General features: G+C 73.7%; 21 protein-coding genes and 1 rRNA gene. 16 read left to right on the forward strand and 6 right to left on the reverse strand.

The window, feature by feature from the left end; translation table 11 throughout:
* The 5 genes from rrf to ACZ6Y7_RS15470 all read left to right on the forward strand — a co-directional run.
* Positions 1-69: ribosomal RNA gene (gene rrf / locus ACZ6Y7_RS15450) — 5S ribosomal RNA — on the forward strand; the annotation flags it as partial.
* Between the two features lie 242 nt (positions 70-311).
* Positions 312-2,918: an ATP-binding protein gene (locus ACZ6Y7_RS15455; RefSeq protein ID WP_465758403.1), complete on the forward strand. Its 2,607-nt coding sequence runs from the start codon at positions 312-314 to the stop codon at positions 2,916-2,918.
* A gap of 106 nt (positions 2,919-3,024) precedes the next feature.
* Positions 3,025-3,705 carry a response regulator gene (locus ACZ6Y7_RS15460; protein ID WP_049657530.1) on the forward strand — a complete coding sequence of 227 codons (681 nt, stop codon included), beginning with the start codon at positions 3,025-3,027 and terminating at the stop codon, positions 3,703-3,705.
* A 65-nt stretch (positions 3,706-3,770) separates the two neighbouring features.
* A complete protein-coding gene (locus ACZ6Y7_RS15465) occupies positions 3,771-4,178 on the forward strand; it encodes an OB-fold nucleic acid binding domain-containing protein (protein WP_402215585.1) in 408 nt (135 codons plus the stop codon).
* Positions 4,179-4,180: 2 nt separating this feature from the next.
* Positions 4,181-4,909, forward strand: a complete 729-nt coding sequence (locus tag ACZ6Y7_RS15470) for a DUF3159 domain-containing protein (RefSeq protein WP_465758404.1) — start codon at positions 4,181-4,183, stop codon at positions 4,907-4,909.
* A 174-nt stretch (positions 4,910-5,083) separates the two neighbouring features.
* On the opposite strand, the gene ACZ6Y7_RS15475 is transcribed toward ACZ6Y7_RS15470, so the two are convergent.
* Together ACZ6Y7_RS15475 and ACZ6Y7_RS15480 are read right to left on the reverse strand one after the other, a co-directional pair.
* Positions 5,084-5,755 (reverse strand): potassium channel family protein, encoded by a 672-nt coding sequence (locus ACZ6Y7_RS15475; RefSeq protein WP_030060763.1) that lies wholly within the window; start codon positions 5,753-5,755, stop codon positions 5,084-5,086.
* On the reverse strand, positions 5,755-6,423 hold the full coding sequence (locus tag ACZ6Y7_RS15480; protein WP_465758405.1) for a potassium channel family protein: 669 nt from the start codon (positions 6,421-6,423) through the stop codon (positions 5,755-5,757). The genes ACZ6Y7_RS15475 and ACZ6Y7_RS15480 overlap by 1 nt, the downstream gene beginning before the upstream one ends.
* 247 nt (positions 6,424-6,670) lie before the next feature.
* On the opposite strand from ACZ6Y7_RS15480, the gene ACZ6Y7_RS15485 reads away from it, so the two are divergent.
* Both ACZ6Y7_RS15485 and ACZ6Y7_RS15490 read left to right on the forward strand, forming a co-directional pair.
* Positions 6,671-8,746 (forward strand): APC family permease, encoded by a 2,076-nt coding sequence (locus ACZ6Y7_RS15485; RefSeq protein ID WP_465758777.1) that lies wholly within the window; start codon positions 6,671-6,673, stop codon positions 8,744-8,746.
* Positions 8,747-9,090: 344 nt separating this feature from the next.
* Positions 9,091-10,437 (forward strand): class I SAM-dependent RNA methyltransferase, encoded by a 1,347-nt coding sequence (locus ACZ6Y7_RS15490; protein WP_465758778.1) that lies wholly within the window; start codon positions 9,091-9,093, stop codon positions 10,435-10,437.
* A gap of 67 nt (positions 10,438-10,504) precedes the next feature.
* On the opposite strand, the gene ACZ6Y7_RS15495 is transcribed toward ACZ6Y7_RS15490, so the two are convergent.
* A complete protein-coding gene (locus ACZ6Y7_RS15495; protein ID WP_465758406.1) occupies positions 10,505-10,699 on the reverse strand; it encodes a hypothetical protein in 195 nt (64 codons plus the stop codon).
* A 303-nt stretch (positions 10,700-11,002) separates the two neighbouring features.
* Here ACZ6Y7_RS15495 and ACZ6Y7_RS15500 point away from each other — a divergent pair, with 303 nt between their 5' ends.
* Together ACZ6Y7_RS15500 and ACZ6Y7_RS15505 are read left to right on the forward strand one after the other, a co-directional pair.
* Positions 11,003-11,239, forward strand: a complete 237-nt coding sequence (locus ACZ6Y7_RS15500) for a toxin-antitoxin system HicB family antitoxin (RefSeq protein WP_350526055.1) — start codon at positions 11,003-11,005, stop codon at positions 11,237-11,239.
* Positions 11,236-11,664 (forward strand): fic family toxin-antitoxin system, toxin component, encoded by a 429-nt coding sequence (locus ACZ6Y7_RS15505; protein WP_402215597.1) that lies wholly within the window; start codon positions 11,236-11,238, stop codon positions 11,662-11,664. Before ACZ6Y7_RS15500 ends, ACZ6Y7_RS15505 begins: the two co-directional genes overlap by 4 nt.
* Before the next feature lie 102 nt (positions 11,665-11,766).
* Here the strand turns inward: ACZ6Y7_RS15505 and ACZ6Y7_RS15510 are convergent, their stop codons facing one another.
* Positions 11,767-12,624, reverse strand: a complete 858-nt coding sequence (locus tag ACZ6Y7_RS15510) for a GNAT family N-acetyltransferase (RefSeq protein WP_465758407.1) — start codon at positions 12,622-12,624, stop codon at positions 11,767-11,769.
* A gap of 224 nt (positions 12,625-12,848) precedes the next feature.
* Between ACZ6Y7_RS15510 and ACZ6Y7_RS15515 the strand changes: the two genes are divergently transcribed.
* The 6 genes from ACZ6Y7_RS15515 (at position 12,849) to ACZ6Y7_RS15540 (ending at position 18,692) form a co-directional block, all read left to right on the forward strand.
* Positions 12,849-13,754 carry an ATP-grasp domain-containing protein gene (locus tag ACZ6Y7_RS15515; RefSeq protein ID WP_465758408.1) on the forward strand — a complete coding sequence of 302 codons (906 nt, stop codon included), beginning with the start codon at positions 12,849-12,851 and terminating at the stop codon, positions 13,752-13,754.
* Positions 13,751-14,623: an ATP-grasp domain-containing protein gene (locus ACZ6Y7_RS15520; RefSeq protein WP_465758409.1), complete on the forward strand. Its 873-nt coding sequence runs from the start codon at positions 13,751-13,753 to the stop codon at positions 14,621-14,623. Before ACZ6Y7_RS15515 ends, ACZ6Y7_RS15520 begins: the two co-directional genes overlap by 4 nt.
* Before the next feature lie 128 nt (positions 14,624-14,751).
* On the forward strand, positions 14,752-15,600 hold the full coding sequence (locus ACZ6Y7_RS15525; RefSeq protein WP_465758410.1) for a putative RNA methyltransferase: 849 nt from the start codon (positions 14,752-14,754) through the stop codon (positions 15,598-15,600).
* A gap of 244 nt (positions 15,601-15,844) precedes the next feature.
* Complete coding sequence (locus ACZ6Y7_RS15530) at positions 15,845-17,335, forward strand: AAA family ATPase (protein WP_465758411.1); 1,491 nt, start codon at positions 15,845-15,847, stop codon at positions 17,333-17,335.
* A complete protein-coding gene (locus tag ACZ6Y7_RS15535) occupies positions 17,332-17,706 on the forward strand; it encodes a nucleotide pyrophosphohydrolase (protein ID WP_465758412.1) in 375 nt (124 codons plus the stop codon). Before ACZ6Y7_RS15530 ends, ACZ6Y7_RS15535 begins: the two co-directional genes overlap by 4 nt.
* Positions 17,707-17,933: 227 nt before the next feature.
* Positions 17,934-18,692: a DUF6099 family protein gene (locus ACZ6Y7_RS15540; protein ID WP_465758413.1), complete on the forward strand. Its 759-nt coding sequence runs from the start codon at positions 17,934-17,936 to the stop codon at positions 18,690-18,692.
* On the opposite strand, the gene ACZ6Y7_RS15545 is transcribed toward ACZ6Y7_RS15540, so the two are convergent.
* Complete coding sequence (locus ACZ6Y7_RS15545) at positions 18,638-18,874, reverse strand: hypothetical protein (protein WP_465758414.1); 237 nt, start codon at positions 18,872-18,874, stop codon at positions 18,638-18,640. The two genes, ACZ6Y7_RS15540 and ACZ6Y7_RS15545, sit on opposite strands and share 55 nt — an antisense overlap.
* 316 nt (positions 18,875-19,190) lie before the next feature.
* Between ACZ6Y7_RS15545 and helR the strand changes: the two genes are divergently transcribed.
* Positions 19,191-21,362, forward strand: coding sequence for an RNA polymerase recycling motor ATPase HelR (gene helR / locus ACZ6Y7_RS15550; RefSeq protein ID WP_465758415.1), 2,172 nt, complete (start codon positions 19,191-19,193; stop codon positions 21,360-21,362).
* 204 nt (positions 21,363-21,566) lie between these two features.
* Here helR and dapD read toward each other — a convergent pair whose 3' ends face one another.
* The gene (gene dapD / locus ACZ6Y7_RS15555; protein ID WP_465758416.1) at positions 21,567-22,571 is read right to left on the reverse strand and encodes a 2,3,4,5-tetrahydropyridine-2,6-dicarboxylate N-succinyltransferase; all 1,005 of its coding nucleotides are present in this window, start codon (positions 22,569-22,571) and stop codon (positions 21,567-21,569) included.
* Positions 22,572-22,582 lie beyond the last annotated feature (11 nt).

The raw sequence follows: 22,582 nt of genomic DNA on the forward strand, positions 1-22,582 counted from the left end.
GAAGCTAAGCCTCACAGCGCCGATGGTACTGCAGGGGGGACCCTGTGGGAGAGTAGGACGCCGCCGAACAATCATTCAGAAGAACCCCCGTCCGGGATCCGGACGGGGGTTCTTCGCATTTCCGGCAAAAGTCGGCCGGACCCTGCCGAGTGACCCCCGCCGACTGGCTGCTGCACCGTCAATATGTCGCTAAAACCGCCCGAGCAGTGGCCTGATCAGCGGAAAATCGCTGCTCACGCCGTAGTCTCGAAGGGAAGGGGAACAGGTGTCCGGGGGTGCTCCCGGGCATGGGCGGATCAAGAATGGTGCTCATGGGACGAGGAAGGCTGCGCATCTACCTCGGGGCGGCCCCCGGGGTCGGCAAGACGTACGCCATGCTCGCCGAGGCGCACCGGCGGCGGGAGCGCGGCACGGACGTGGTGGTGGCGTTCGTGGAGGACCACGGGCGTCGGCGCACCGCCGACATGGTCGCCGGTCTGGAGGTCGTGCTGCGGCAGCAGGTGCTGCACCGCGGCGCGAGGTTCTCCGAGATGGACCTGGACGCCGTCCTCGCCCGCCGGCCGCAGGTGGCGCTGGTGGACGAGCTGGCGCACACCAACGTCCCCGGGTGCCGGAACGAGAAGCGCTGGCAGGACGTCGAGGAGCTGCTGGCGGCCGGGATCGACGTGATCTCCACCGTCAACGTGCAGCACCTGGCGTCGCTGGGCGACGCCGTCGCGGGCATCACCGGGGTGCGCCAGCGCGAGACCGTCCCGGACGAGGTGGTCCGCCGGGCCGACCAGATCGAGCTCGTGGACATGTCCCCGCAGGCGCTGCGACGCCGGCTGGCGCACGGCAACGTGTACGCGCCGGAGAAGATCGACGCGGCCCTCGCCAACTACTTCCGCCCGGGCAACCTGACCGCGCTGCGCGAACTGGCGCTGCTGTGGACCGCCGACCGGGTGGACGAGTACCTGCAGAAGTACCGTGCCGAGCAGGGGATCGAGGGCATCTGGCAGGCGCGGGAGCGGATCGTCGTGGGCCTGACCGGCGGGCCCGAGGGAGCGACCCTGATCCGCCGGGCGGCCCGGATCGCGGCCCGCGTCTCCGGCGGTGAGCTGCTCGCCGTGCACATCTCCCGGTCGGACGGCCTGGTGGGCGCGGGCTCGCCGCAGGCCCTGATCGAGCAGCGAGCCCTGGTGGAGAGTCTCGGCGGCTCGTTCCACGCGGTCCTGGGCGACGACCCGGCCGAGGGGCTGCTGGACTTCGCCCGGGGCGTCAACGCCACCCAGATCGTGCTGGGTACCAGCCGCCGGCCCGGTTGGCAGTTCCTGTACGGGCCGGGCGTCGGCACCACGGTCACCCAGAAGGCCGGGGACATCGACGTCCACATGGTCACCCATGAGCATGCCGGGCACGGGCGGGGCCGGGTACCCGTCCGCCGGATCACCGACCTGGGCCGGACCAGGACGATCGCGGGCTGGCTGATCGGGCTGGCCGGTCCGCCGCTGATGGCGATCGTGCTGACGGCGATCGGCGGGCTTGGGCTCTCCACCGACATGCTGCTGTTCCTGTCGCTGACGGTGTGCGCAGCCCTGGTCGGTGGGCTGCTGCCGGCGATCGGCTCGGCGCTGGTCGGCTCCTCCGTGCTGAACTACTACTTCACGCCGCCGGTGCACACGTTCACCATCAACGAGCCGCAGAACATCATGGCGGTGGCGATATTCACCATCGTCGGCATCTCGGTGGCGTCCGTGGTGGACCTGGCGGCCCGGCGCACCCATCAGGCGGCCCGCAGCCAGACCGAGGCGCAGACGCTCAGCGCGCTGGCCGGCACCGTGCTGCGCGGGGCGCCGAACGGCGACGGGGTGCTGACCGCGCTGATGGAGCAGGTCCGGGAGACCTTCGGACAGGAGAGCGCCGCCCTGCTGGAGCGTGCCGATCCGCTCGGCCCGTGGGTGCCGGTGGCCGCGGCCGGCCCGCGGCCACCGGACCGGCCGGAGGAGGCCGACGTGGACGTCCCGGTCGGCGACAGCCTGGCGCTGGTGCTGCGCGGCCGGGTGCTGCCGGGGGCGGACCGGCGTCTGCTCGGGGCCTTCGCCGCGCAGGCCGCCGTGGTGCTGGAGCGCCGCCGGCTGTCCCGGGAGGCGGCCGCGGCCCGGCGGGAGGCCGAGGGCAACCGGATCCGGACCGCCCTGCTGGCCGCCGTCTCGCACGACCTGCGCACCCCCCTCGCGGGCATCAAGGCCTCGGTGACCTCGCTGCGCGCCGCGGACGTCGAGTGGGACCCGGAGGACGAGGCCGAGCTGCTGGCCGGGATCGAGGCCGGGGCCGACCGGCTGGACCACCTGATCAACAACCTGCTCGACATGAGCCGGCTGCAGACCGGGACCGTCACCCCGCTGATCCAGGAGACCGACCTGGACGAGGTGGTGCCGTACGCGCTCGGTGGCGTGGCGCCGGGGTCTGTCCGGCTGGACGTCCCGGAGACGCTGCCGATGATCCGGGCCGACGGCGGGTTGCTTGAGCGCTCGCTGGCCAACCTGGTCGAGAACGCCGTCAAGTACAGCCCGGACGGCGTCAAGGTGCTCGTGAAGGCCGACGTCCTGGAGCAGCCGGGGGTGCCGAACCGGGTCGAGCTGCGGATCGTGGACCGCGGGCCGGGCGTGCCCGAGGAGGCCAAGGAGAAGATCTTCGCGCCGTTCCAGCGCTACGGCGACGCGCCGCGCGGCGCCGGCGTGGGCCTCGGGCTCGCGGTGGCGCGCGGCTTCGTCGAGGCGATGGACGGTAGCGTCACCGCCGAGGACACCCCCGGCGGCGGTCTCACCATGGTCGTCAGTCTGCCCGCCGTCGAACGGCCGCCGGAGCCGCCGGAGCCGGAGGAGCCGGGCGGGGCGCACGGCGACGGCAGCGGTCCGCTGTCGGAGCTGATCACATGAGAACCGGCGCGCCGGCCGGGCCTCCGGCTCCCGGGCGCCGTACGTCGTACCGCAAGCCAGTCCCACAGTCCTCAACCCAGACAGCCCTGAAAGGCGGAGCCCGTCAATGACCCGGGTCCTCGTCGTGGACGACGAACCGCAGATCGTCCGCGCGCTGGTGATCAACCTCAAGGCCCGCAAGTACGAAGTGGACGCGGCCCACGACGGCGCGAGCGCGCTGGAGCTGGCCGCCGCCCGCCATCCGGACGTGGTCGTCCTCGACCTGGGCCTGCCCGACATGGACGGGGTCGAGGTGATCCGGGGACTGCGCGGCTGGACCAGGGTGCCGATCATCGTGCTGTCGGCCCGGCACGCCTCGGACGAGAAGGTCGAGGCCCTGGACGCTGGGGCCGACGACTACGTGACCAAGCCGTTCGGCATGGACGAGCTGCTCGCCCGGATGCGGGCTGCCGTGCGGCGGGCCGAGCCGGTGGCCGGTGAGGCCGACTCGCTGGTCGTCACCGAGAGCTTCACGGTCGACCTCGCGGCCAAGAAGGTCAACCGGGACGGCGCCGACGTCCGCCTCACCCCGACCGAGTGGCACCTGCTGGAGGTGCTGGTCCGCAACGCCGGGCGGCTGGTCAGCCAGACCCAGCTGCTCCAGGAGGTGTGGGGCCCCGCCTACCGCACGGAGACCAACTACCTGCGGGTCTACCTCGCCCAGCTGCGCCGCAAGCTGGAACGCGACCCCTCGCACCCGCGCCACTTCATCACCGAGCCGGGCATGGGATACCGGTTCGAGAGCTGACCGCCGTTGCCCCCGGCGGCTGAACGGCCTGCCGCCGGGGGCCCGGAAACCGGTACCCTTCCGGCATGAGTGGTGACAACAGCAGCGGCCAGCCCCAGGGGCGGTTCCGCCGCATGCTCAGTCGGCTGACCTCCTCGGCCGAGGAACTGGACGCGGAGGACCTGCGCCAGGAGAGCGCCGCGGAGTCGGGATGCACGCCGATCGCCGGCTGCGCGGACCGCGAGCTGGTCACCGTCGCGGGCACGCTGCGCACGGTGACGCTCCGCCCGCGGGCCGGGGTGCCGGCCCTGGAGGCCGAACTATTCGACGGCACCGAGGCGCTGGACGTGGTCTGGCTCGGCCGCCGCTCGATCGCGGGCATAGAACCCGGCCGCAAGCTGGTCGCCAGCGGTCGGATCAGCCACGCACGCGGGCGCCGCGTGCTGTTCAACCCCCGCTACGAGCTGCGTCCGGTCGGACACGGGAGCGAATGAGCGTGAGCAACCAGCCCGGCGGCGACGCCGCCGCCCAGCTCGACCCGGTCCGTGACGCGGCAGCGGAGGAAGCCGCTCGCAAGGCAGCCTCCAAGGAGGCCGCCGACACCGTCCTGCAGGCCTTCGGCGGCGTGCGCGGCATGATCGACATGACGCTGCCCGGCCTGGTCTTCATCGTCACGTACAACCTCACCCACCAGGTCAGTGCCGCCGCGTGGGCCGCGCTCGGCCTGAGCGCCCTGTTCGTGGTGGTCCGGCTGGCGAAGCGGGAGACCATCCAGCACGCCTTCAGCGGGGTCTTCGGGGTCGCGCTCGGGGCCTGGATCGCGATGAAGAGCGGCAAGGCCGAGGACTTCTACCTGCCCGGCCTGCTCTGGAACGTCGGCTACTGCATCGCCCTGGCGGCCTCCGCCCTGGTGCGCTGGCCGATGATCGGCGTGATGCTCGGCCCGATCACCGGTGAGATGTTCACCTGGCGCAAGGAGAACCCGGGCCGCCTCGCCGCCTACACCAAGGCGACCTGGGCCTGGGTGGTGATCATGGGCCTCAAGCCGGTGATCCTCTTCCCGCTGTACTTCACCCACAACGTCAACCTGCTCGGCTGGCTCAAGGTCGCCCTCGGCATCCCGCCGATGCTGCTGGCGATGTACGTCACCTGGCAGATCCTGCTGAAGGCGCCGCCGCCGATCAAGGCGCAGCTGGACGAGGACGAGGAGGAGCCGGCGAAGTAGCCGCCTCCACCGGAGCCGGGCGGCGCGCCGCACACGGCGAGCCCGGCACGGCGATCCCGGCATCGAGAACCCGGCACGGAGAGCCGGACACCGCGGCCAAGCCACGGCGAAGGGCCCGCACCCCACGGGGTGCGGGCCCTTCGCCGTGTGGTCCGCGCGCGGACCGCGGGGCCGCTACTGGGCGCCGGAGGTGGCCGACAGCAGCTCCTCCAGCTCCTCCTCGCGCTCCTGCGCGGCGACGAAGAGCAGTTCGTCGCCGCCCTCCAGGGTGTCGTCCTTGCCCGGCACGAGCACCCGGCCCTCGCGGATGATGGTCACCAGCGCGGTGTCCTGCGGCCAGGCCACGTCCCCGACCCGGGTGCCGACCAGCTCGGTGTCCGAGGCCAGGGTGAGTTCGACCAGGTTGGCGTTGCCCTGGCTGAAGCGCATCAGGCGGACCAGGTCGCCGACGCTGACCGCCTCCTCGACCAGGGCGGACATCAGTCGCGGGGTGGACACGGCCACGTCCACGCCCCAGGACTCGTTGAAGAGCCACTCGTTCTTCGGGTTGTTCACCCGGGCGACCACCCGCGGCACCGCGTACTCGGTCTTGGCGAGCAGCGAGACGACCAGGTTGACCTTGTCGTCACCGGTCGCGGCGATCACCACGTGGCAGCGCTGCAGGGCGGCCTCGTCCAGCGAGGTGATCTCGCAGGCGTCGGCCAGCAGCCACTCCGCCATCGGGACCCGCTCCACCGAGATGGAGTTCGGGTTCTTGTCTATCAGCAGGACCTCGTGGCCGTTCTCCAGCAGCTCGCCCGCGATCGAGCGGCCCACGGCACCGGCCCCGGCAATGGCGACCCGCATCAGTGACCCTCCTCCTTCGGCCCCTGCGCGAACGCGGCCTCGACGGCCGTCAGGTCGGCCCGGCGCAGCATCACGTGCACCAGGTCGCCCTCCTGCACCACCATCTGCGGCGTGGGCAGGATGCCCTCGCCGAGTCGGGTGACGAACGCCACCCGGGCACCGGAGGCCTCCTCCAGCTCGCCGAACCGGTGGCCGATCCAGCGCGGGTCGTAGGCGACCTCGGCCAGCTGGACGCTGCCGCTCGGGTCCTGCCAGAGCGGCTCGGCGCCGCTCGGCAGCAGTCGGCGCAGCATCTGGTCGGCCGTCCAGCGGACGGTCGCCACGGTCGGGATGCCCAGGCGCTGGTACACCTCGGCGCGGCGGGGGTCGTAGATCCGGGCGGCGACGTTCTCGACGCCGAAGTTCTCCCGGGCCACCCGAGCGGCGATGATGTTGGAGTTGTCGCCGCTGGAGACGGCGGCGAAGGCGCCGGCCTCCTCGATGCCGGCCTCGCGCAGGGTGTCCTGGTCGAAGCCGACGCCGGTCACCCGGCGCCCGTTGAACCCGGCGCCCAGCCGACGGAAGGCGGTCGGGTCCTGGTCGACCACGGCCACCGAGTGGCCCTGTTTCTCCAGCGCTCTCGCGAGGGCCGAGCCCACGCGGCCGCAGCCCATGATGACGATGTGCACCGGCGCTACCTCACCCGTTCCGTCGGGGTACTGACCTGCGCAAACACCGTTCATCTCCCTTTCCCGCCCGGCTACCCGGGGCGAGCGTTCTCGTGGGGCGCCGGCCCCGGCAACACCGGCCAATCCGAGTGTTGCCCACCGACTCGTATCCGACACGCTAGCCGGTCCGTAGAACGCAGTCGCGACGAAGGGGGGGACAAACGGCGGAGCCTCGTCCGGGGAACCCCTACGATTCCTTAACGTGCCTATGCCGAAAGACCTTCCGAAACGCATCCTGATCGGGCGAGCGCTGCGCAGCGACAAGCTGGGCGAAACCCTTCTTCCCAAGCGGATCGCGCTGCCCGTGTTCGCCTCGGACGCGCTCTCCTCGGTCGCGTACGCCCCCGAGGAGATCCTGCTCACGCTCTCCGTGGCGGGCGCCTCGGCGATCCACTTCTCGTGGCAGATCGGCCTCGTGGTCGCGATCGTCATGCTCGCCGTGGTCGCCTCGTACCGCCAGAACGTGCACGCCTACCCGAGCGGTGGCGGCGACTACGAGGTCGCGACCGTCAACCACGGGCCCGCCGCCGGGCTGGTGGTCGCCAGCGCGCTGATGGTGGACTACGTGCTCACCGTGGCCGTGTCCACCACCTCGGGCGTCGCCAACGTCGTCTCCGCCGTCCCCGCGCTGCGGGGCCACGAACTGACCGTGTCGGTCGTCGTGGTCGTCCTGCTGATGGGGATGAACCTGCGCGGGGTGCGCGAGTCCGGCACGGCCTTCGCCGTCCCCACCTACGCCTTCATGATCGGCGTCATAGGAATGGTCGGGTACGGGTTCTTCCGGCACTTCGTGCTGGGTCAGGACATGCCGGCCGAGAGCTCCGGTTTCACGCTGGAGGCCACCGCGGGCAACGCCTCGCTGGGCGGCTTCGCGCTGGTGTTCCTACTGCTGAAGTCGTTCTCCTCGGGTTGTGCCGCGCTCACCGGCGTGGAGGCGATCTCCAACGGCGTGCCGGCCTTCCGCAAGCCCAAGAGCAAGAACGCCGCGACGACGCTGCTGATGATGGCGAGCATCGCCGTGGTGATGTTCATGGGCATCATCTGGCTGGCCCGGCTGACCGGTGTCCAGATGGCCGAGAACCCGGCCGAGCAGCTCGGCGGGGCCGCGTCCGGCTACCACCAGAAGACCGCGCTGGCCCAGATCAGCGAGGCCGTGTTCAGCAACTTCACGCCCGGCTTCTACTTCGTCGCCGCCGTGACCGGCCTGATCCTGGTGCTGGCCGCCAACACCGCCTTCAACGGCTTCCCGGTGCTCGGCTCGATCCTGGCCCAGGACCGCTACCTGCCGCGTCAGCTGCACACCCGCGGTGACCGGCTGGCGTTCTCCAACGGCATCATCCTGCTGGCGATCGCCGCGATCCTGTTCATCATCGCCTTCGACGCGGACCCGAACCGGCTGATCCAGCTCTACATCGTCGGCGTCTTCGTCTCCTTCAACATGAGCCAGTCCGGGATGATCCGGCACTGGACCAGGCTGCTGCGCACCGAGACCGACCCGGCCAAGCGCCGTCACATGCAGCGCAGCCGGGCGATCAACACCTTCGGCCTGGTGATGACGATGGCCGTGCTGATCGTCGTCCTGGTCACCAAGATCAGCCACGCCTGGATCGCGATCGCGGCGATGGTCGTGCTGTTCGTGATGATGAAGGGCATCCGCCGCCACTACGACCGGGTCTCCACGGAGCTCATCGCGGCCGAGGAGCCGGACGACGTGGTGCTGCCCACCCGTGTGCACGCCATCGTGCTGGTCTCCAAGCTGCACAAGCCGGCGCTGCGCGCCCTCGCGTACGCGAAGCTGGCCCGCGCGCACACGCTGGAGGCCGTCACGGTCAACGTGGACCCGGCCGACACGGCCGCGCTGCGCCAGGAGTGGGACGAGCGGGGCATCGAGGTGCCGCTGAAGGTGCTGGACTCGCCGTTCCGCGAGATCACCGGGCCGGTCCTCGACTACGTGAAGAACCTGCGCCGCAGCAGCCCGCGCGACGTGGTGTCGGTCTACATCCCCGAGTACGTGGTCGGCCACTGGTACGAGCATCTGCTGCACAACCAGAGCGCGCTGCGGCTCAAGGGGCGGCTGCTGTTCAAGCCCGGGGTGATGGTCACCTCGGTGCCGTGGCAGCTGGAGTCCTCGGAGCGGCGCAAGCCGCAGAAGGCCTGGTCCGCGCCCGGTGCCGTCCGCCGTGGCGAGCCCCGGGCGCCGAAGGCCGTACAGTCGAAGGATTCCGTCTCCGCCGGCGCGAGCGCCGGCGAAACCTCCGACCGCAGCAAGGACTCCTCCCAGTGACCCGCAACACTCCGCCCCGCTCCTCGGGCTCCTCCGGCAAGGGCTCCCGCCGGGGCGGCTCCCAGCCCGGGCAGGTCGCCCGGCCGCGCTGGGGCCGGCCGTCCCGTCCGGAGGCCACCGACCGCGACGGCCTGACCGCGCGGACGGCGCCGATCGTCCCGGGGGAGCAGACGCCGGCGGAGGACCGGACGCCGAACCGGGGCCCGGCCGCCAAGGGCGCGGGCAAGGGCGCCGGGACGGGCGGGGCCGGCAAGGGCGCCGCGGGTGGTGCTGCCGGGGCCAAGGGCGGCGCCGGCGGTGCCCGGAAGGCGCCGCGCAAGCAGGCGGTGCGGCCGCCCAAGGCGCTGCGCACCGCCGCGCCCGCGCGGCGGCCCGAGGCGCCGTCCGGCGAGCCGCTGGCCGGGCAGCGCTACGAGGTCGAGGTCGGCCCGGTCGCGCACGGCGGCGGGCACTGCGTGGCCCGGCACGAGGGGCGGGTGCTGTTCGTGCGGCACGCGCTGCCCGGCGAGAAGGTCGTCGCGCTGGTGACCGACGGCACCACCACCTCGCGGTTCCTGCGGGCCGACGCGGTGGAAGTCCTGGAGCCCGCCAAGGACCGGATCGAGGCGCCCTGCCCGTTCGCCGGGCCGGGCAAGTGCGGCGGTTGCGACTGGCAGCACGTCACCCCGGGCGGGCAGCGCAAGCTCAAGGCGGCGGTGCTGACCGAGCAGCTGGCCAAGCTGGCCGGGCTCACCCCGGCCGAGGCGGGCTGGGACGGCAGCGTCGAGCCGGTCGGCGGCAAGCTCCCGGCCGGGCAGGTGCCGGCCTGGCGCACCCGGGTCCAGTACGCGGTGGACCCGGGGAGCGGGAAGGTCGGACTGCGCAAGCACCGCTCGCACGAGGTGCAGCCGGTGGACCGCTGCCTGATCGCCGCCGAGGGCGTCACCGAGCTGGGCATCGAGGCCCGGGACTGGCCGGGCGTGGCGAGCGTCGAGGCGATCGCCGCGACCGGTTCCTCGGACCGCCAGGTGGTGCTGACCCCGCGCGACGGCGCCCAGCTGCCGCTGGTCGAGCTGGACAAGCCGGTGTCGATCGCCCGGGTGGACGACCAGGGCGACGTGCACAAGGTGCACGGGCGCGGCTTCGTCCGCGAGCGGGCGGCCGGACGGACCTGGCGGGTCAGCAACGGCGGCTTCTGGCAGATCCACCCGGAGGCGCCGGACACCCTGGTGGACGCCGTGCTGGACGGGCTGGACCCGCAGTGGGGCGAGAACGCGCTCGACCTGTACTGCGGCGTCGGCCTGTTCGCGGGCGCGCTGGCCGACCGGGTCGGCGAGGAGGGCGCGGTGCTCGGCATCGAGTCCGCCAAGCAGGCCGTGGTCGACGCCCGGCACAACCTGGCCGCGCTGGACAACGTGCGGATCGAGTGCGACCGGGTCGAGACGCTGCTGCCGCGCACCGGCATCACCGCCACCGACCTGATCGTCCTGGACCCGCCGCGCTCGGGTGCCGGGCGCGAGACCGTGGCGCACCTGGTCGGCCTGGAGGCGCGCCGGATCGCGTACGTGGCCTGTGACCCGGCGGCGCTCGCCCGGGACCTGAAGTTCTTCCGCGAGGGCGGCTACCGGCCGGTGTCGCTGCGGGCCTTCGACCTGTTCCCGATGACGCACCACTTCGAGTGCGTGGCGATCCTGGAGCCCGCCGGGGAGTGACCGGACGGTCGAGGAGGCGGCACCCCGTGTGTACGGGGGCCGCCTCTTCGGCGTTTTCGGTGCTCGGTCACTCGTTGTGCTCCTCCTCGTCGACGCTGTGCGGAAGGTCGATGCCGTGCTGGGCGGCGAGCCGCAGGAGGGAGGCGATCCGGCCCTCGTACGCCTGGACGCCGTCGGCGTCCCCTTCGGCCCGTGCCGCCGCGAGGTCCTGCCGGGCCCGGGCGAGCTGCTGGCGCAACTCCTGGTCGAACATGGCTGTCATTGCCGGCCTCCACACCGGTCGGTGCCGCTCGGGGGAACGCTCAGGGGAGTTCAGAGTCCCGGATGGTGAAGGACTCTTCAAGTCTCGCTCGTCCTGCCGGGGGTGGGGCGGCGGTGGGCGGGTATGGAAGGTGGGCGGCCCGGCGCGGCCCGGTGCGGTGGCGGGCGGGGTCCCGGTGACGGGTCCGGGCGGCGACAGGCGAGGGCTCGGTGACGGGGAGGTTGCGTGGGGGCGTGCGGCAGGTGTGCGGGCGGTGTGCGCGCGCCCTTGTTGTGCTAGCACTTCAGCGCTAGCTTGAGGGTCATGGCCAAGAAGCAGCTGAACGTCCGCGTGGACGCCACGACCGCGGAGATGGCCCGGGAACGGGCGGAGCAGCAGGGGATCAGCATGAACCAGTACATCGAACGCCTCGTCCAGCAGGACATGGGCGAGTCCGGCCGGGCCTTCGTCGACGCGGCCGCGCAGTTCATGAAGGAGTACGAGACGGCCTTCCTCGCCGAGTTCGGGGAGCCGGGCGACCTCCAGGACGTGCGCCGTTGAACCTGGAGGTCGACCTCTCATGGCTGCTCATGACCGCGGAGCAGTACACGCCCGGTGACCCGCAGGTCACCGACTACGGCTCCCTGCTCGCGGCCGTCACCCGGCACCAGGCCGAGATATTCGACATCGCCGTCTACCCCGAGCCCCAGGACCGCGCCGCCGCGCTGATGCACCAGCTGATCCGGGTGCCGGCCCTGGAGAAGACCAACGAGCTCTTCGCGACCGCCGTCGCGTACGCCTACCTCGTCGCCAGCGGCTGCACCGTCGCCACCACCGCCCGCGAGGTGCGCAGCCTCTCCCGGGCCATCCGCGAAGGACGGCTCGGGGTGTCCGGTGTCGCCGAGCGGCTGGCGGCGTGGGTGGTGGACGAGGCCGAGGGGGAGGGCGTCAGCGGGGCGGACGAGGAGGACGAGGACGACGACTGACCGTCGCCCCCGTCCGCGTCGGCGTCCCAGCCCCCTTTCCGTCCCCGTGGTCGCCGTGCCCGCCGCCCTCCGCTCGTCCGGGCCGGCCGGTTCCGGGCCCGGTCAGGCGCCGGGTGCGGCGGGCTCGGCGATCAGGGCCGTCGCGCAGGGGCGGAAACCCGCCCGGCGGTAGATCCGGGCGACGTCCTCGTCGGCGGCGGACAGGAACACCGTCCGCGCGCCGTGGGCCCGGGCGTGCGCGACCAGGGCCGCGGTGACCGCGAGGCCGAGGCCCCGGCGGCGCGCGACGGGCAGGGTGCCCACGCCGACCACCTCGGCGACCGGGCCGACCGGGATGTACTGGCCCGCGCACAGCGCCGAGCGGTCCCTCAGCGCGGCGGCCAGCACGGTGGTGCCGTCGGTGATCCGCCGAGCGATCCGCGCCACGCCGTCCTCGGCGCGCAACGCCGCCACGCTCTGCGCCAGTTCGGGCGCGCCGGCGGTGCCGATGGCCGTGCCCCGCGAGCCGAAGGCCACGTGCGGGACGGCAACCGCTTCCGCCAGCTCGGGAGCGTCCGCGTCCAGCACCCGTACCCGGACCCCGTCCGGCAGCGCCGGCGCGCCGGCCGGTTCGTCCTGCGGGCGCAGCACCAGCAGCGGGTGCTCATGCACCGTCAGGCCCGCCTCCTCCACGGCCGCGCGCAGCTCGGGGTTCTGCTCGGCCACCCACTCGAAAGCCTCCGGCGCGCCCAGCTCGCGCTGGCGCTCCAGCACCCGGCGGACGTCCTCGGCCGTGGCGGCCGGGCCGTCGTGGCCGAGGGTGGGGCGGGCGTAGTAGTGCCAGCCGGTCTCGCCCCGGCGGACGAAGAGGGTCAGCGGGCCGAAGTCCTCGGCCCGGGCGGCGCTGCGCGGTGCGGCGTCGTAGTAGCGCTCGATCTCGTCGAGGAGGGGTCCGTCGGGGGCATGATCAGCAGAAGTCACGGCGTGCATCCAAGCAGGGGCGCGGGTGGGCTGCCAGCGATTAACGGAGGCCCGTCCGGGCGGTCGGGGTCGTTCCGACGCGGCCCGGGCGCCGATTGTTGCCGAACGCTTACCCGCTCGCAGCGATCTTGTGCGCACACGGCGTGCATGCTGATGCCTTTACAGCTCTGCCGAGGGGGACGGCGGACGTCTGCACTCGGCGAGGCAAGGGGGAAGACAGGCCCATGAGGCTCTGCTTTCTGGTGGAGGAACACTACCGGCACGACGGCATGCCGCTCGACGTGGTACGCCGGCTCACCGCGTGGGGGCACCGGGTGGACGTGCTGCGCCCCGGGGACTCGCTGCTGGCGATCTCCGAGGCGGTCCGGGCCGGGAGCCACGACGCCTGGGTGCTCAAGACCGTCTCCGGCGGCCCCGGGTTGACCCTGCTGGAGGCGGCCGCCGCCGTCGGTCTCACCACGGTGAACGACGTGCGCTCGATCCGCGGCGTCCGGGACAAGGCGCTCGCCGCGGTGATCGGCCGCACCCGCGGGCTGCCCGTCCCGGTGACGTACGCGGCCGCCCGCTGGGAGCGGCTGGCGGAGATCCCGGCCGCCGAGTACCCGCTGGTGGTCAAGCCCGCCGACGGCAGCTCGGGGCGCGCCGTCCGGCTGGTGCGCAACCCCGACCACCTGCTGGAGGTCGGGCCGGAGCTGGCCGGGGAGGGGCTGCTGATCGCCCAGCCGTACGTGCCGAACTCCGGGACCGACCTCAAGGTGTACTGCGTCGACGGCGAGTTCTACGCGACGGAACGTTCCTCTCCGCTGCACCCCGGGCAGGGCGTCCGGGAGCGGCAGGTGCCGCTGCCGGGGAGCGTCGCGCGGATCGTGGCGCAGGTCGGTGAGGTGTTCGGGCTCGACCTGTACGGCGTCGATGTGTTGCTCGGGCCGGACGGGCCCGTGGTGGTCGACATCAACGACTTCCCGAGCTTCCGGCAGGTGCCGGACGCGGTCTCCCGGGTCGCCCGGGCGGTGCTGCGGCTCGCGCGCAGCGGTACCGCCGTGTCGGTGCCCGGCGAGCCCGTCGCGCTGGTGGACGCGGGTGGCGCCGCGTACGGTCGACTGGGCTTCGGCAGCGGGGAGTTGCTGTGAGGGTCGGGCTGATCGCGGGGGATCCGGGACACCCGCTGCTGGCGGCGACGGCCGCACTGCTGGTGGAGCGGGGGCACGAGGTGGTGGCCGTCCCGCCGGTGGAGCCCACGGGCGGGGGCGGTGAGCTCGCGGGCAGCGGAGGTGGGCTCGCGGGCAGCGGCGGTGCGTGCGCGGGTGGGGGCGGTGAGCTCGCGGACGTCTATCTGCTGAAGGCCCGGACGCCCCGGGCACTGGCGCTGGCCCGGGAGTTGGAGCGGCGGGGCGCGCCCGTGGTGAACTCGGCGGCGGCGACGGAGCTCTGCCAGGACCGGGTGCGGATGGCCGACCTCGCGCGCGCCGCCGGGTTGCCGTTCGCGGCGACGGCCGACGCCGGGCGGCTGGGCGAACTCCCCGATCCGTCCTACCCGTTCGTGGTCAAGAGCCGGCGCAGCAGGCGCCACGACCTGGTCGCCCGGGTCGACGGCCCGGACCGGCTGCGCGAACTCGCCGAACAGTGGCCCGGGGAACCCGTCGTCACCCAGCCGTTCGTCCCCGGGACCGGCTGGGACCAGAAGCTGTGGGTGATCGACGGGCGGGTGTTCGCGGCCCGGCGGCGGTCCGAGCTCGCCTCCGCGGCGGGGCGGTCGGGGCCGGCGGAGGACTGGGAGCCGCCCGCCGACCGGGCCGCGCTCGCGCTGCGGGTCGGCGAGGTGTTCGGGCTCGACGTGTACGGGGTCGACCTGCTGGACGGCGCGGCCGAGCCCGTCATCGTGGACGTCAACGCCTTCCCCGGAGCCCGGGGCCGGTCCGGCGCGCCCGAGGCGCTCGCCGAACTCGCGCTGCGGGTCGCGGCGGGGCGGGGGCGGGTGCTCGTGGCGGGCGGGCGGTAGCCGGACGGGTCGGCGGGCGTCGTGGTCGGCAGGTCGGCGGACGGCGGGCGTCGTGGTCGGGCGGGCCGGGTCGTTAGGCTGGCTGGCGCCCCGACCGGCCGGGGCGTACGGCGAGAGAAGACGGAACGTTGCTGCAGGACATCGAGCCCTACCTGGCCTGCCCCCTCTGCGCGCAGGCCCTCACCCGGCACGACCGCAGCCTGCGCTGCCCCGCCGGGCACAGCTTCGACCTCGCCAAGCAGGGCTACGTCAGCCTCCTCGCCGGCGACGCCCACACCGGCACCGGAGACACCGCGGAGATGGTCGCCGCCCGGGCGGACTTCCTCGCCGCCGGGCACTACCGGCCCATCGCGGACGCCCTCGCGGAGGCCGCGGTCGCGGCGGCCCCCGTGCCGGGTGGTGCGCCCGACGGGCTGGTCGCCGACCTCGGTTCCGGGACCGGTCACTACCTGGCCCAGGTCCTGGACGCCCTACCGGACCGGGTCGGAGCGGCGCTCGACATCTCCAAGTACGCGCTGCGGCGTGCCGCCAAGGCGCACCCGCGGGTCGGCGCCGTGGTCTGCGACGCCTGGCGACCGCTGCCGCTGCGCGACGCCTCCGCCGAGCTGATGCTGAACGTCTTCGCGCCGCGCAACGGGCCCGAGATCCGCCGGGTGCTGCGCCCCGGCGGCACCCTGCTGCTGGTCTCGCCCACCGCCCGCCACCTGCGCGAACTCGTGGATGCGCTGGGGCTGTTGTCGGTGGACGAGGAGAAGCAGCGGCGGATCGACGAGAAGCTCGGGCCGTACCTGACGCCGGTGGGGCGCCGGGAGGTCGAGTTCACCCTGCGGCTCGGCCCGCAGGACGTGCGCACCGTCGTCGGCATGGGGCCCAGCGCCTGGCACACCGACCCGGAGCGGCTGGATGCCGCGCTCGCCGCGCTGCCGGACCCGGTCGAGGTGGCCGCCTCCGTGACGGTGGCCGGCTACCGGCGCTGAGGGCGTCCGGGGACGAGGCGGGGGCCGCTTCCGAGCGGATCCCGGGGACCCCCGGGGCGCTCCGGCGCTCTGCGGGGCGTTCAGGTGATGTGCGGGGCGTTCCGGCGCTCTCCCGGGGCGTTCCAGGACGGCTGCGCGCCCGGTCGGGGCGGGTGGTCAGCCGGTCGGGGTGGGGCGCCTCGTTGGGATGAATCTGCCGAGCAGGCACGTTTCTGCCGGTCGGCCTGCGGCTAACGTCCGACGGGTGAACCGCGACGCCACCAGGCCCGCTGGGCCGGCCCCCCTCCGACCGGGTGCCCCGGGGCCCGACAGGTCGCCCGTACCACGCCCCACCGTCGAGGAGCTCCGGCTGACCTCGTTCAAGTCCTACCGGCGCGCGGTCCTGCCCCTCGCGCCCCTCACCGTGCTCCACGGGCCCGCTGGGGTCGGCAAGTCCAACGCCCTCGACGCGCTCGCGGTGCTCTCCCGGCTCGCGCTCGGCGAGGAGATCGCCGACTCGCTGGACGGGCTGCCCGACCGCACCGGCCCGCTCGCCCTGCCCGTCCGGGGCGGCCTGGCCGGCTGCGTGCCGCACGGGCGGGACGCGATCATCCTCGGCTGCACCGTCCGCTCCCCGCACGGCCGGGTCCGGCTCGACGTCGTGATCCGCACCGACGGCCCGGTCCGGATCGCCCGGGAATCGCTCACCCTCGGCGGCCGGACCCTCATGGACACCGGCGAGCAGGACCTCCGCAGCCACCGGGTCAACGTCTGCTGGCACAACGACACCCGCCAGGGTGACATCCGGGCGCCCTTCCCCAGCGGCACCATGATCACCGCGCAGCTGCCGCTGCGGGTCGCGGGGTCGTCGGCCGGCGAGTGCCTGGTCCTGGCCGCTGCCGAGGACCTGCTCACCGCGTTGCGCGAGGTCTTCCCGCTGCACCCCGTCCCCGCTCTGATGCGCGGCTGGGCCACGGCCGACCCGCAGGCCCGGCTGCGCGGCAACGCCGCCAACATCTCCGCCGTCATCGCCCGGCTCAGCGAGGAGTGCCAGCGCCGGTACGGGCAGCTCCTGCGCGTCGTGCAGTCCGCCGCGCCGCACCCGCTGCTCGGGCTCACCGTGGCCGAACGGGAGACCGACGCGGGTGTGCGGCGCGTCCTGGCGGTCTTCGACGAGGGAGTCCTCGGGCGCACCGGGGCCGACCAGGCCTCCGACGGCATGCTGCGCCACCTCGCGTTCGCCGCGGTGCTGCTGACCGGCGCGGGAGTGCTCGACCTCGACGTGGCCGCCGAGGTGCCGTGGGCGCAGCGGCAGCTCACCGTGCTGGCCGAGGACCTGGGAGCCGGGCTCTCCGCCGAGCAGACCGCCACGCTGCTGCGGCTGGCCCGGGACATGGCGGAGCGCAGCCAGCTGCGGGTGGTGGCGGCGCTGCAGGAGCCGACGGCGGTGCGGGCGGCGCTGGACGCGGGCGGCGCGCGGGCGGGCGGGGCGCTGGTGGTCGAGTGCCGACGCGATCCGGCCTCGGGGTTCACGGTGCTGCGGCCGGAGACGGTTCCGGTGCCGGGCCGGGTGCCGCCCCAGGGCGGGCGCGGGGAGGCGGTCGACGGGGACGTGGTGACGGGGGACGCGGTGCCGGACGAGGGTCCGGTGACGGAGGACCCGGTGGCCCAGGGGCGGGCGGCCGAGGGGGTCGGGCCGGGGGTGGAGGGGCCCGGGGCGTCGGCGGGCGGCGATGCGGTAGACCTGGAGGGGTGAGCGAACGAGTGACGGGACCGGGGGAGCCGACCCTGGAGGACCTGCGGCAGCGGCTGGTGGACTTCGCCGCGGCCCGGCGGTGGCAGCCCTTCCACACGCCGAAGAACCTGGCGGCGGCGCTGTCCGTGGAGGCGGGGGAGCTGCTGGAGATCTTCCAGTGGCTGACGCCCGAGCAGGCGGCCGAGGTGATGGCCGAGGCGGAACGCGCTCACCGGGTGCGCGACGAGGTCGCCGACGTCCTGGCGTACCTGCTGCAGTTCTGCACGGCGGTCGGGGTGGATCCGCTGGAGGCCCTCGCGGCCAAGATCGAGCGGAACGAACTCCGCTTCCCGGTGCCGGACGGGCCGGTTGACGTCGACGGGACCGACTGAACGTCGACGGGACTGCCTGAGACCGACGGGACGGCCTGACGTCAACTCGGGTGTGGCAAACCACCCTTGCGAGGGACGAAAGTTATCCACAACCCCTGACTTGTCCACAGGTTCTGACAAGGCGGATGCGGCTTCGCGCTCCGCCTCGCACGCTGTCGCCGTGACCACCCGGCCCGCCACCGCGGGGCCCGGGTCGACGGTGACAGCGAGCGAGAGGAGCGGTGGCCATGCAGGCGCTGCGACTGATCAAGACGGCCCGGCACGCGGTGGCCGAGGCCAGGCACGTCCCGGATGTGCTGGCCGAGGCGCGGCAGGCCGCGCTGCTCACCGAGGCGGTGGGCGTCCGGCTGGCCGAGTCGGAGGACGAGGAGCTGACCGGGCTGGGCCAGCAGCTGGCCGAGGCGGGGGCGCACGCGGCGGTCTGCCTGGACCGCTCCGTCGTCCGGGCCGCCCTGGTGGGCGGGGGCCGGGCCGCGCGGCTCACCGAACTCGGCGAGCCGGCCGAGGCCTTGGGAGCGCTGGACGGGCTGCTGCGGGAGGTCGGGGAGACGCTCGTCGTGCTGGCCTGCGGGGCCGACACCGAGAGCCTCTACTGGACGTGCATCGACGGCGTCGACGCGATGTCGGAGTGCAAGGACCTCACCGGGCGGCTGCGCGAGGCGGCGGAGCGGGCCGGGGGAGCGGAGCGTACGGCGCCGGGCGGGGCGGAGCCCGAACCGGCCGACTGCGGCTCGCCGTTACTCGTCGTCCGGCTCGGCCCGCCCGACGGCGACCGTGCGACGGTCGACAGCACACGGGCAGACAGAGCGCGGGCAGACAGCGCACGGTGCGACAGAGCGCGGGGTGGCAGCCCGCCGGAGGCCGACGGGGCTCCGGACGACGACGGCCCGCCGGGGGCGGTCGGGCCCTCGGAGCGGGAGCGGGCGGCCGGCTACCGGGTGCCCGGGGCGGCCGGTGTCCCGGAGGTGTCCGTGCCGGTCGGATAGCTGTGGGGTTCGGCGTCCCGGACGCCGAAGGCCTGCAGTGCGGCGAGGTCCGCGGTCACCGAGGCGAGCAGTTCCTGCATCTGCTCCAGCAGGCTCGTGGGCGCGGCGGGCCCGGCCCAGACGCCGTCGGCCGAGCCGGTAGGGCTGCTCGGGAGCTGTGGCGTGGCAGAGGGTTCGGACATGGCGGGACCTCTTCGGTTCGGCGGTGCGGTGTGCCGCAGCGACCAACGAACCGTTCCGGCACCCGGTCACCGCACACCACTCGATGAGGTCCGACTCCGGTGCGCGGTAAGCCTCCCGGGTGACCCGGGGTTGCCGCCGCACCGGCCTCTGGGCTAGGCGCGCCGTCGTCCGAGCCGGGCCCGGCCGAGGGCGGAAGGAGAGCGGAAAGAGGGAACACCCACCCCTTGCCACTCTCAACCTATAGCGCATGGGGGGCCTTGCGGCAAGGCCCCGTCGTTGGCGCACAATCGCAGGCCTCAGATCGGAGCTGATGCCATGAACCCCCTGACCACCAGCGCGTTCGACCTTCCCGACCGTCTCGCCGCCAAGGCCGACCCGGCGTTGATCGGCGGCGACGAGCGGCACTTCGCGGCCATCGCGGAGAGCCTGGAGCAGACGGTCACCGAGCTGTCCGACCGCCTCGACGCCCTGCGCCGGGCACCGGGCGGCCTGGGCCGGGAGGCGATGGACCGGGACATCGAGGTGCACAAGCTGACCGGGCGGCTGCGTGCCCTGCGTCGCTTCGGTCTGGACCTGTGCCTCGGCCGCGTCGTCGGCGCGGACGACCCGGAGCCGGTGTACATCGGGCGGCTCGGCCTCACCGACAGCGAGGGACGCCGACTGCTGGTCGACTGGCGCTCACCCGCCGCCGAGCCCTTCTTCGCGGCGACCCACGCCGACCCGATGGGCCTGGTCAGCCGGCGCCGGTACCGCTGGAGCGGCGGCCGGATCGCCGACTACTGGGACGAGGTGTTCAGTGCCGAGGCGCGGGAGGGCCACGCCGCCCTGGACGACCAGTCCGCGTTCATCGCCAGTCTGGGCGGCAACCGCTCGGCCCGGATGCGGGACGTGCTGGCCACCATCCAGTCCGATCAGGACGCCATCATCCGGGCCGGCTCCCGGGGCGCCCTGGTGGTCGACGGCGGGCCGGGCACCGGAAAGACCGTGGTCGCCCTGCACCGCACCGCGTACCTGCTCTACTCCGATCCGCGGCTCGGCCACCGGCGCGGCGGCGTGCTGTTCGTCGGCCCGCACCAGCCGTACCTGGCCTACGTCGCCGACGTCCTGCCGAGCCTCGGCGAGGAGGGCGTGCGGACCTGCACCGTGCGCGATCTCGTCGCCGAGGGGGCGCGGGCGCGGGCCGAGGCCGATCCGGAGGTGGCCCGGCTGAAGTCCTCGGTCGACATGGTGAAGGCGATCGAGAAGGCCGTCCGGTTCTACGAGGAGCCGCCCGCCGAGGGGATGACGGTCACCACGTACTGGTCCGACCTCCGGCTGAGCGCCCAGGACTGGTCCGACGCGTTCGACGCGCCGGATCCGGGCACCCCGCACAACGAGGCGCGCGAGCAGATCTGGGAGGAGCTCGCCACGATCCTGATGGACAAGCTGGACACGGACGAGCAGGACGTGTCACCCGAGCTGTTCCGCCGCTCGCTGCGCCAGGACCGGGAGTTGGTGGAGACCCTCCACCGCGCCTGGCCGCTGCTCGACGCGGCCGATCTGGTCGGCGACCTCTGGTCGGTGCCCGCCTACCTGCGGATGTGCGCGCCCTGGCTCGACCCCGAGCAGGTCCGCGCGCTGCAGCGCAAGGACGCGCCCCAAGCCTGGACGCTGTCCGACCTGCCGCTGCTGGACGCCGCCCGCCAGCGGCTCGGAGATCCGGAGGAGGTGCGGCGTCGGCGCCGGCGCGAGGCCGCGGCCGCCGCGGAGCGCGCCCGCATGGCCGACGTCATCGGCGACCTGCTGCAGGCGGACGACGACGGCGAGGGGGCGGTGACGATGCTGCGCGGACGGGACCTCCAGGACAGCCTGGTGGACGAGAACGCCCTGCCCGTCGCCGATCCGGAACCGCTGGCAGGCCCGTTCGCGCACATCGTCGTCGACGAGGCGCAAGAGCTGACCGACGCGGAGTGGCAGATGCTCCTGCTGCGCTGCCCGTCCCGGAGCTTCACCATCGTCGGCGACCGCGCGCAGGCCAGACACGGCTTCAGCGAGTCCTGGCAGGAGCGGCTGGAGCGCATCGGGCTCGACCGCACCACGGTGGCCTCGCTGAGCATCAACTACCGGACGCCGGCGGAGGTCATGGCCGAGGCCGAACCCGCCATCCGGGCCGCGCTGCCGGACGCCAACGTGCCGACCTCCGTCCGCAGCGGCGGCGTTCCCGTCGTGCACGGGGCGGTGTCGGAGCTGGACGCGGTGCTGGACGGCTGGCTCGCCGAGCACGCCGAGGGCGTGGCCTGTGTGATCGGTGCCCCCGACTTCCGGCCCCGGCCGCAGATCCGGTCGCGGGTCCGGTCATTGACCCCGGAGCTCTCGAAGGGGCTCGAATTCGACCTGGTGGTCCTGGTCGATCCGGAGGCGTTCGGGGGCGGCGTCGAGGGCGCCGTCGACCGCTACGTCGCGATGACCCGGGCGACCCAGCGGCTGGTGGTCCTCAGGAGTTCGTGAGGCTGGAGAAGGCCGAGAGCAGAGGAGGCCGAGAGCAGAGGAGGCGGAGCGCTGAGAAGGCGGAGAGCCGGGTGGAGCACGGAGGAGGCGGAGGCCCAAGGAGGCGACCGGCGAGGCGGCGGACCGGGGGCCCGGAAGCGCGATCGGGGTCCGGCACCGTCGGCGCCGGACCCCGATCAGGACTCAACGGCCCCTGCTCACAGGTCAGTTGTGGGCGTGCAGGTCGGCGTTCAGACCGCCCCAGGACCCGGAGCGGGCGATGACCTCGACCGCGCCGGTCTGCGAGTTGCGGCGGAACAGCAGGTTGTCCTGGCCGGACAGTTCGACGGCCTTGGCCACCGTGCCGTCGGGGGTGGTGACCCGCGTGCCGGCGGTGACGTACAGGCCGGCCTCGACCACGCAGTCGCTGCCCAGCGAGATGCCGATGCCCGCGTTGGCGCCGAGCAGGCAGCGCTCGCCGACCGAGACGACCTGCTTGCCGCCGCCGGACAGGGTGCCCATGATCGAGGCGCCGCCGCCGATGTCGCTGTGGTCGCCGACGACGACGCCCGCGCTGATCCGGCCCTCGACCATGGAGGTGCCCAGCGTGCCGGCGTTGAAGTTGACGAAGCCCTCGTGCATCACGGTGGTGCCGGCGGCCAGGTGCGCGCCGAGCCGGACGCGGTCGGCGTGGGCGATGCGCACACCGGTCGGGGCGACGTAGTCGGTCATCCGCGGGAACTTGTCGACCCCGTACACGGCCAGCTGGCCGCCCTGGGCGCGCACGGCGAGGCGGGCCTGCTCGACCTTGTCCACCGGGACGGGGCCGATGCTGGTCCACGCGACGTTGGCCAGCAGGCCGAAGATGCCGTCCAGGTTCTGGCCGTGCGGCTTGACCAGTCGGTGGCTGAGCAGGTGCAGGCGCAGGTACACGTCGTGCGTGTCGAGCGGCTTCTCGTCCAGCGAGGCGATGGTGGTGCGCACGGCGACCACCTCGACGCCGCGGCGCGCGTCGGCGCGCAGCGCCTCGGCCGCGCCGGTGCCGAGCTCGGCCTCGGCCTGCTCGGCGGTCAGGCGGACGGTGCCGGCCGGGCCGGGCTCGGCGGCCAGCGCGGGGGCGGGGAACCAGGTGTCGAGGACGGTGCCGTCGGCGGCGATGGTGGCCAGGCCGGTGGCCACGGCGCCGGTCAGCGGGGAGGTCGATTCGAGGGAGGTGGATTCAGCAGTCACATCGTGCACGT

This window comes from Kitasatospora sp. NPDC053308 (genome assembly GCF_055585785.1).

Bases quoted from the DNA above. Each gene is read 5' to 3' on its own strand.
- ACZ6Y7_RS15515 (WP_465758408.1), top strand. From the start codon at position 12,849: ATGAGGCTCTGCTTTCTGGTGGAGGAACACTACCGGCACGACGGCATG.
- helR (WP_465758415.1), top strand. From the start codon at position 19,191: ATGAACCCCCTGACCACCAGCGCGTTCGACCTTCCCGACCGTCTCGCC.
- ACZ6Y7_RS15540 (WP_465758413.1), top strand. From the start codon at position 17,934: ATGCAGGCGCTGCGACTGATCAAGACGGCCCGGCACGCGGTGGCCGAG.
- ACZ6Y7_RS15500 (WP_350526055.1), top strand. From the start codon at position 11,003: ATGGCCAAGAAGCAGCTGAACGTCCGCGTGGACGCCACGACCGCGGAG.
- ACZ6Y7_RS15455 (WP_465758403.1), top strand. From the start codon at position 312: ATGGGACGAGGAAGGCTGCGCATCTACCTCGGGGCGGCCCCCGGGGTC.
- ACZ6Y7_RS15460 (WP_049657530.1), top strand. From the start codon at position 3,025: ATGACCCGGGTCCTCGTCGTGGACGACGAACCGCAGATCGTCCGCGCG.
- ACZ6Y7_RS15485 (WP_465758777.1), top strand. From the start codon at position 6,671: ATGCCGAAAGACCTTCCGAAACGCATCCTGATCGGGCGAGCGCTGCGC.
- ACZ6Y7_RS15465 (WP_402215585.1), top strand. From the start codon at position 3,771: ATGAGTGGTGACAACAGCAGCGGCCAGCCCCAGGGGCGGTTCCGCCGC.
- ACZ6Y7_RS15475 (WP_030060763.1), bottom strand. From the start codon at position 5,755: ATGCGGGTCGCCATTGCCGGGGCCGGTGCCGTGGGCCGCTCGATCGCG.
- ACZ6Y7_RS15495 (WP_465758406.1), bottom strand. From the start codon at position 10,699: ATGACAGCCATGTTCGACCAGGAGTTGCGCCAGCAGCTCGCCCGGGCC.
- ACZ6Y7_RS15545 (WP_465758414.1), bottom strand. From the start codon at position 18,874: ATGTCCGAACCCTCTGCCACGCCACAGCTCCCGAGCAGCCCTACCGGC.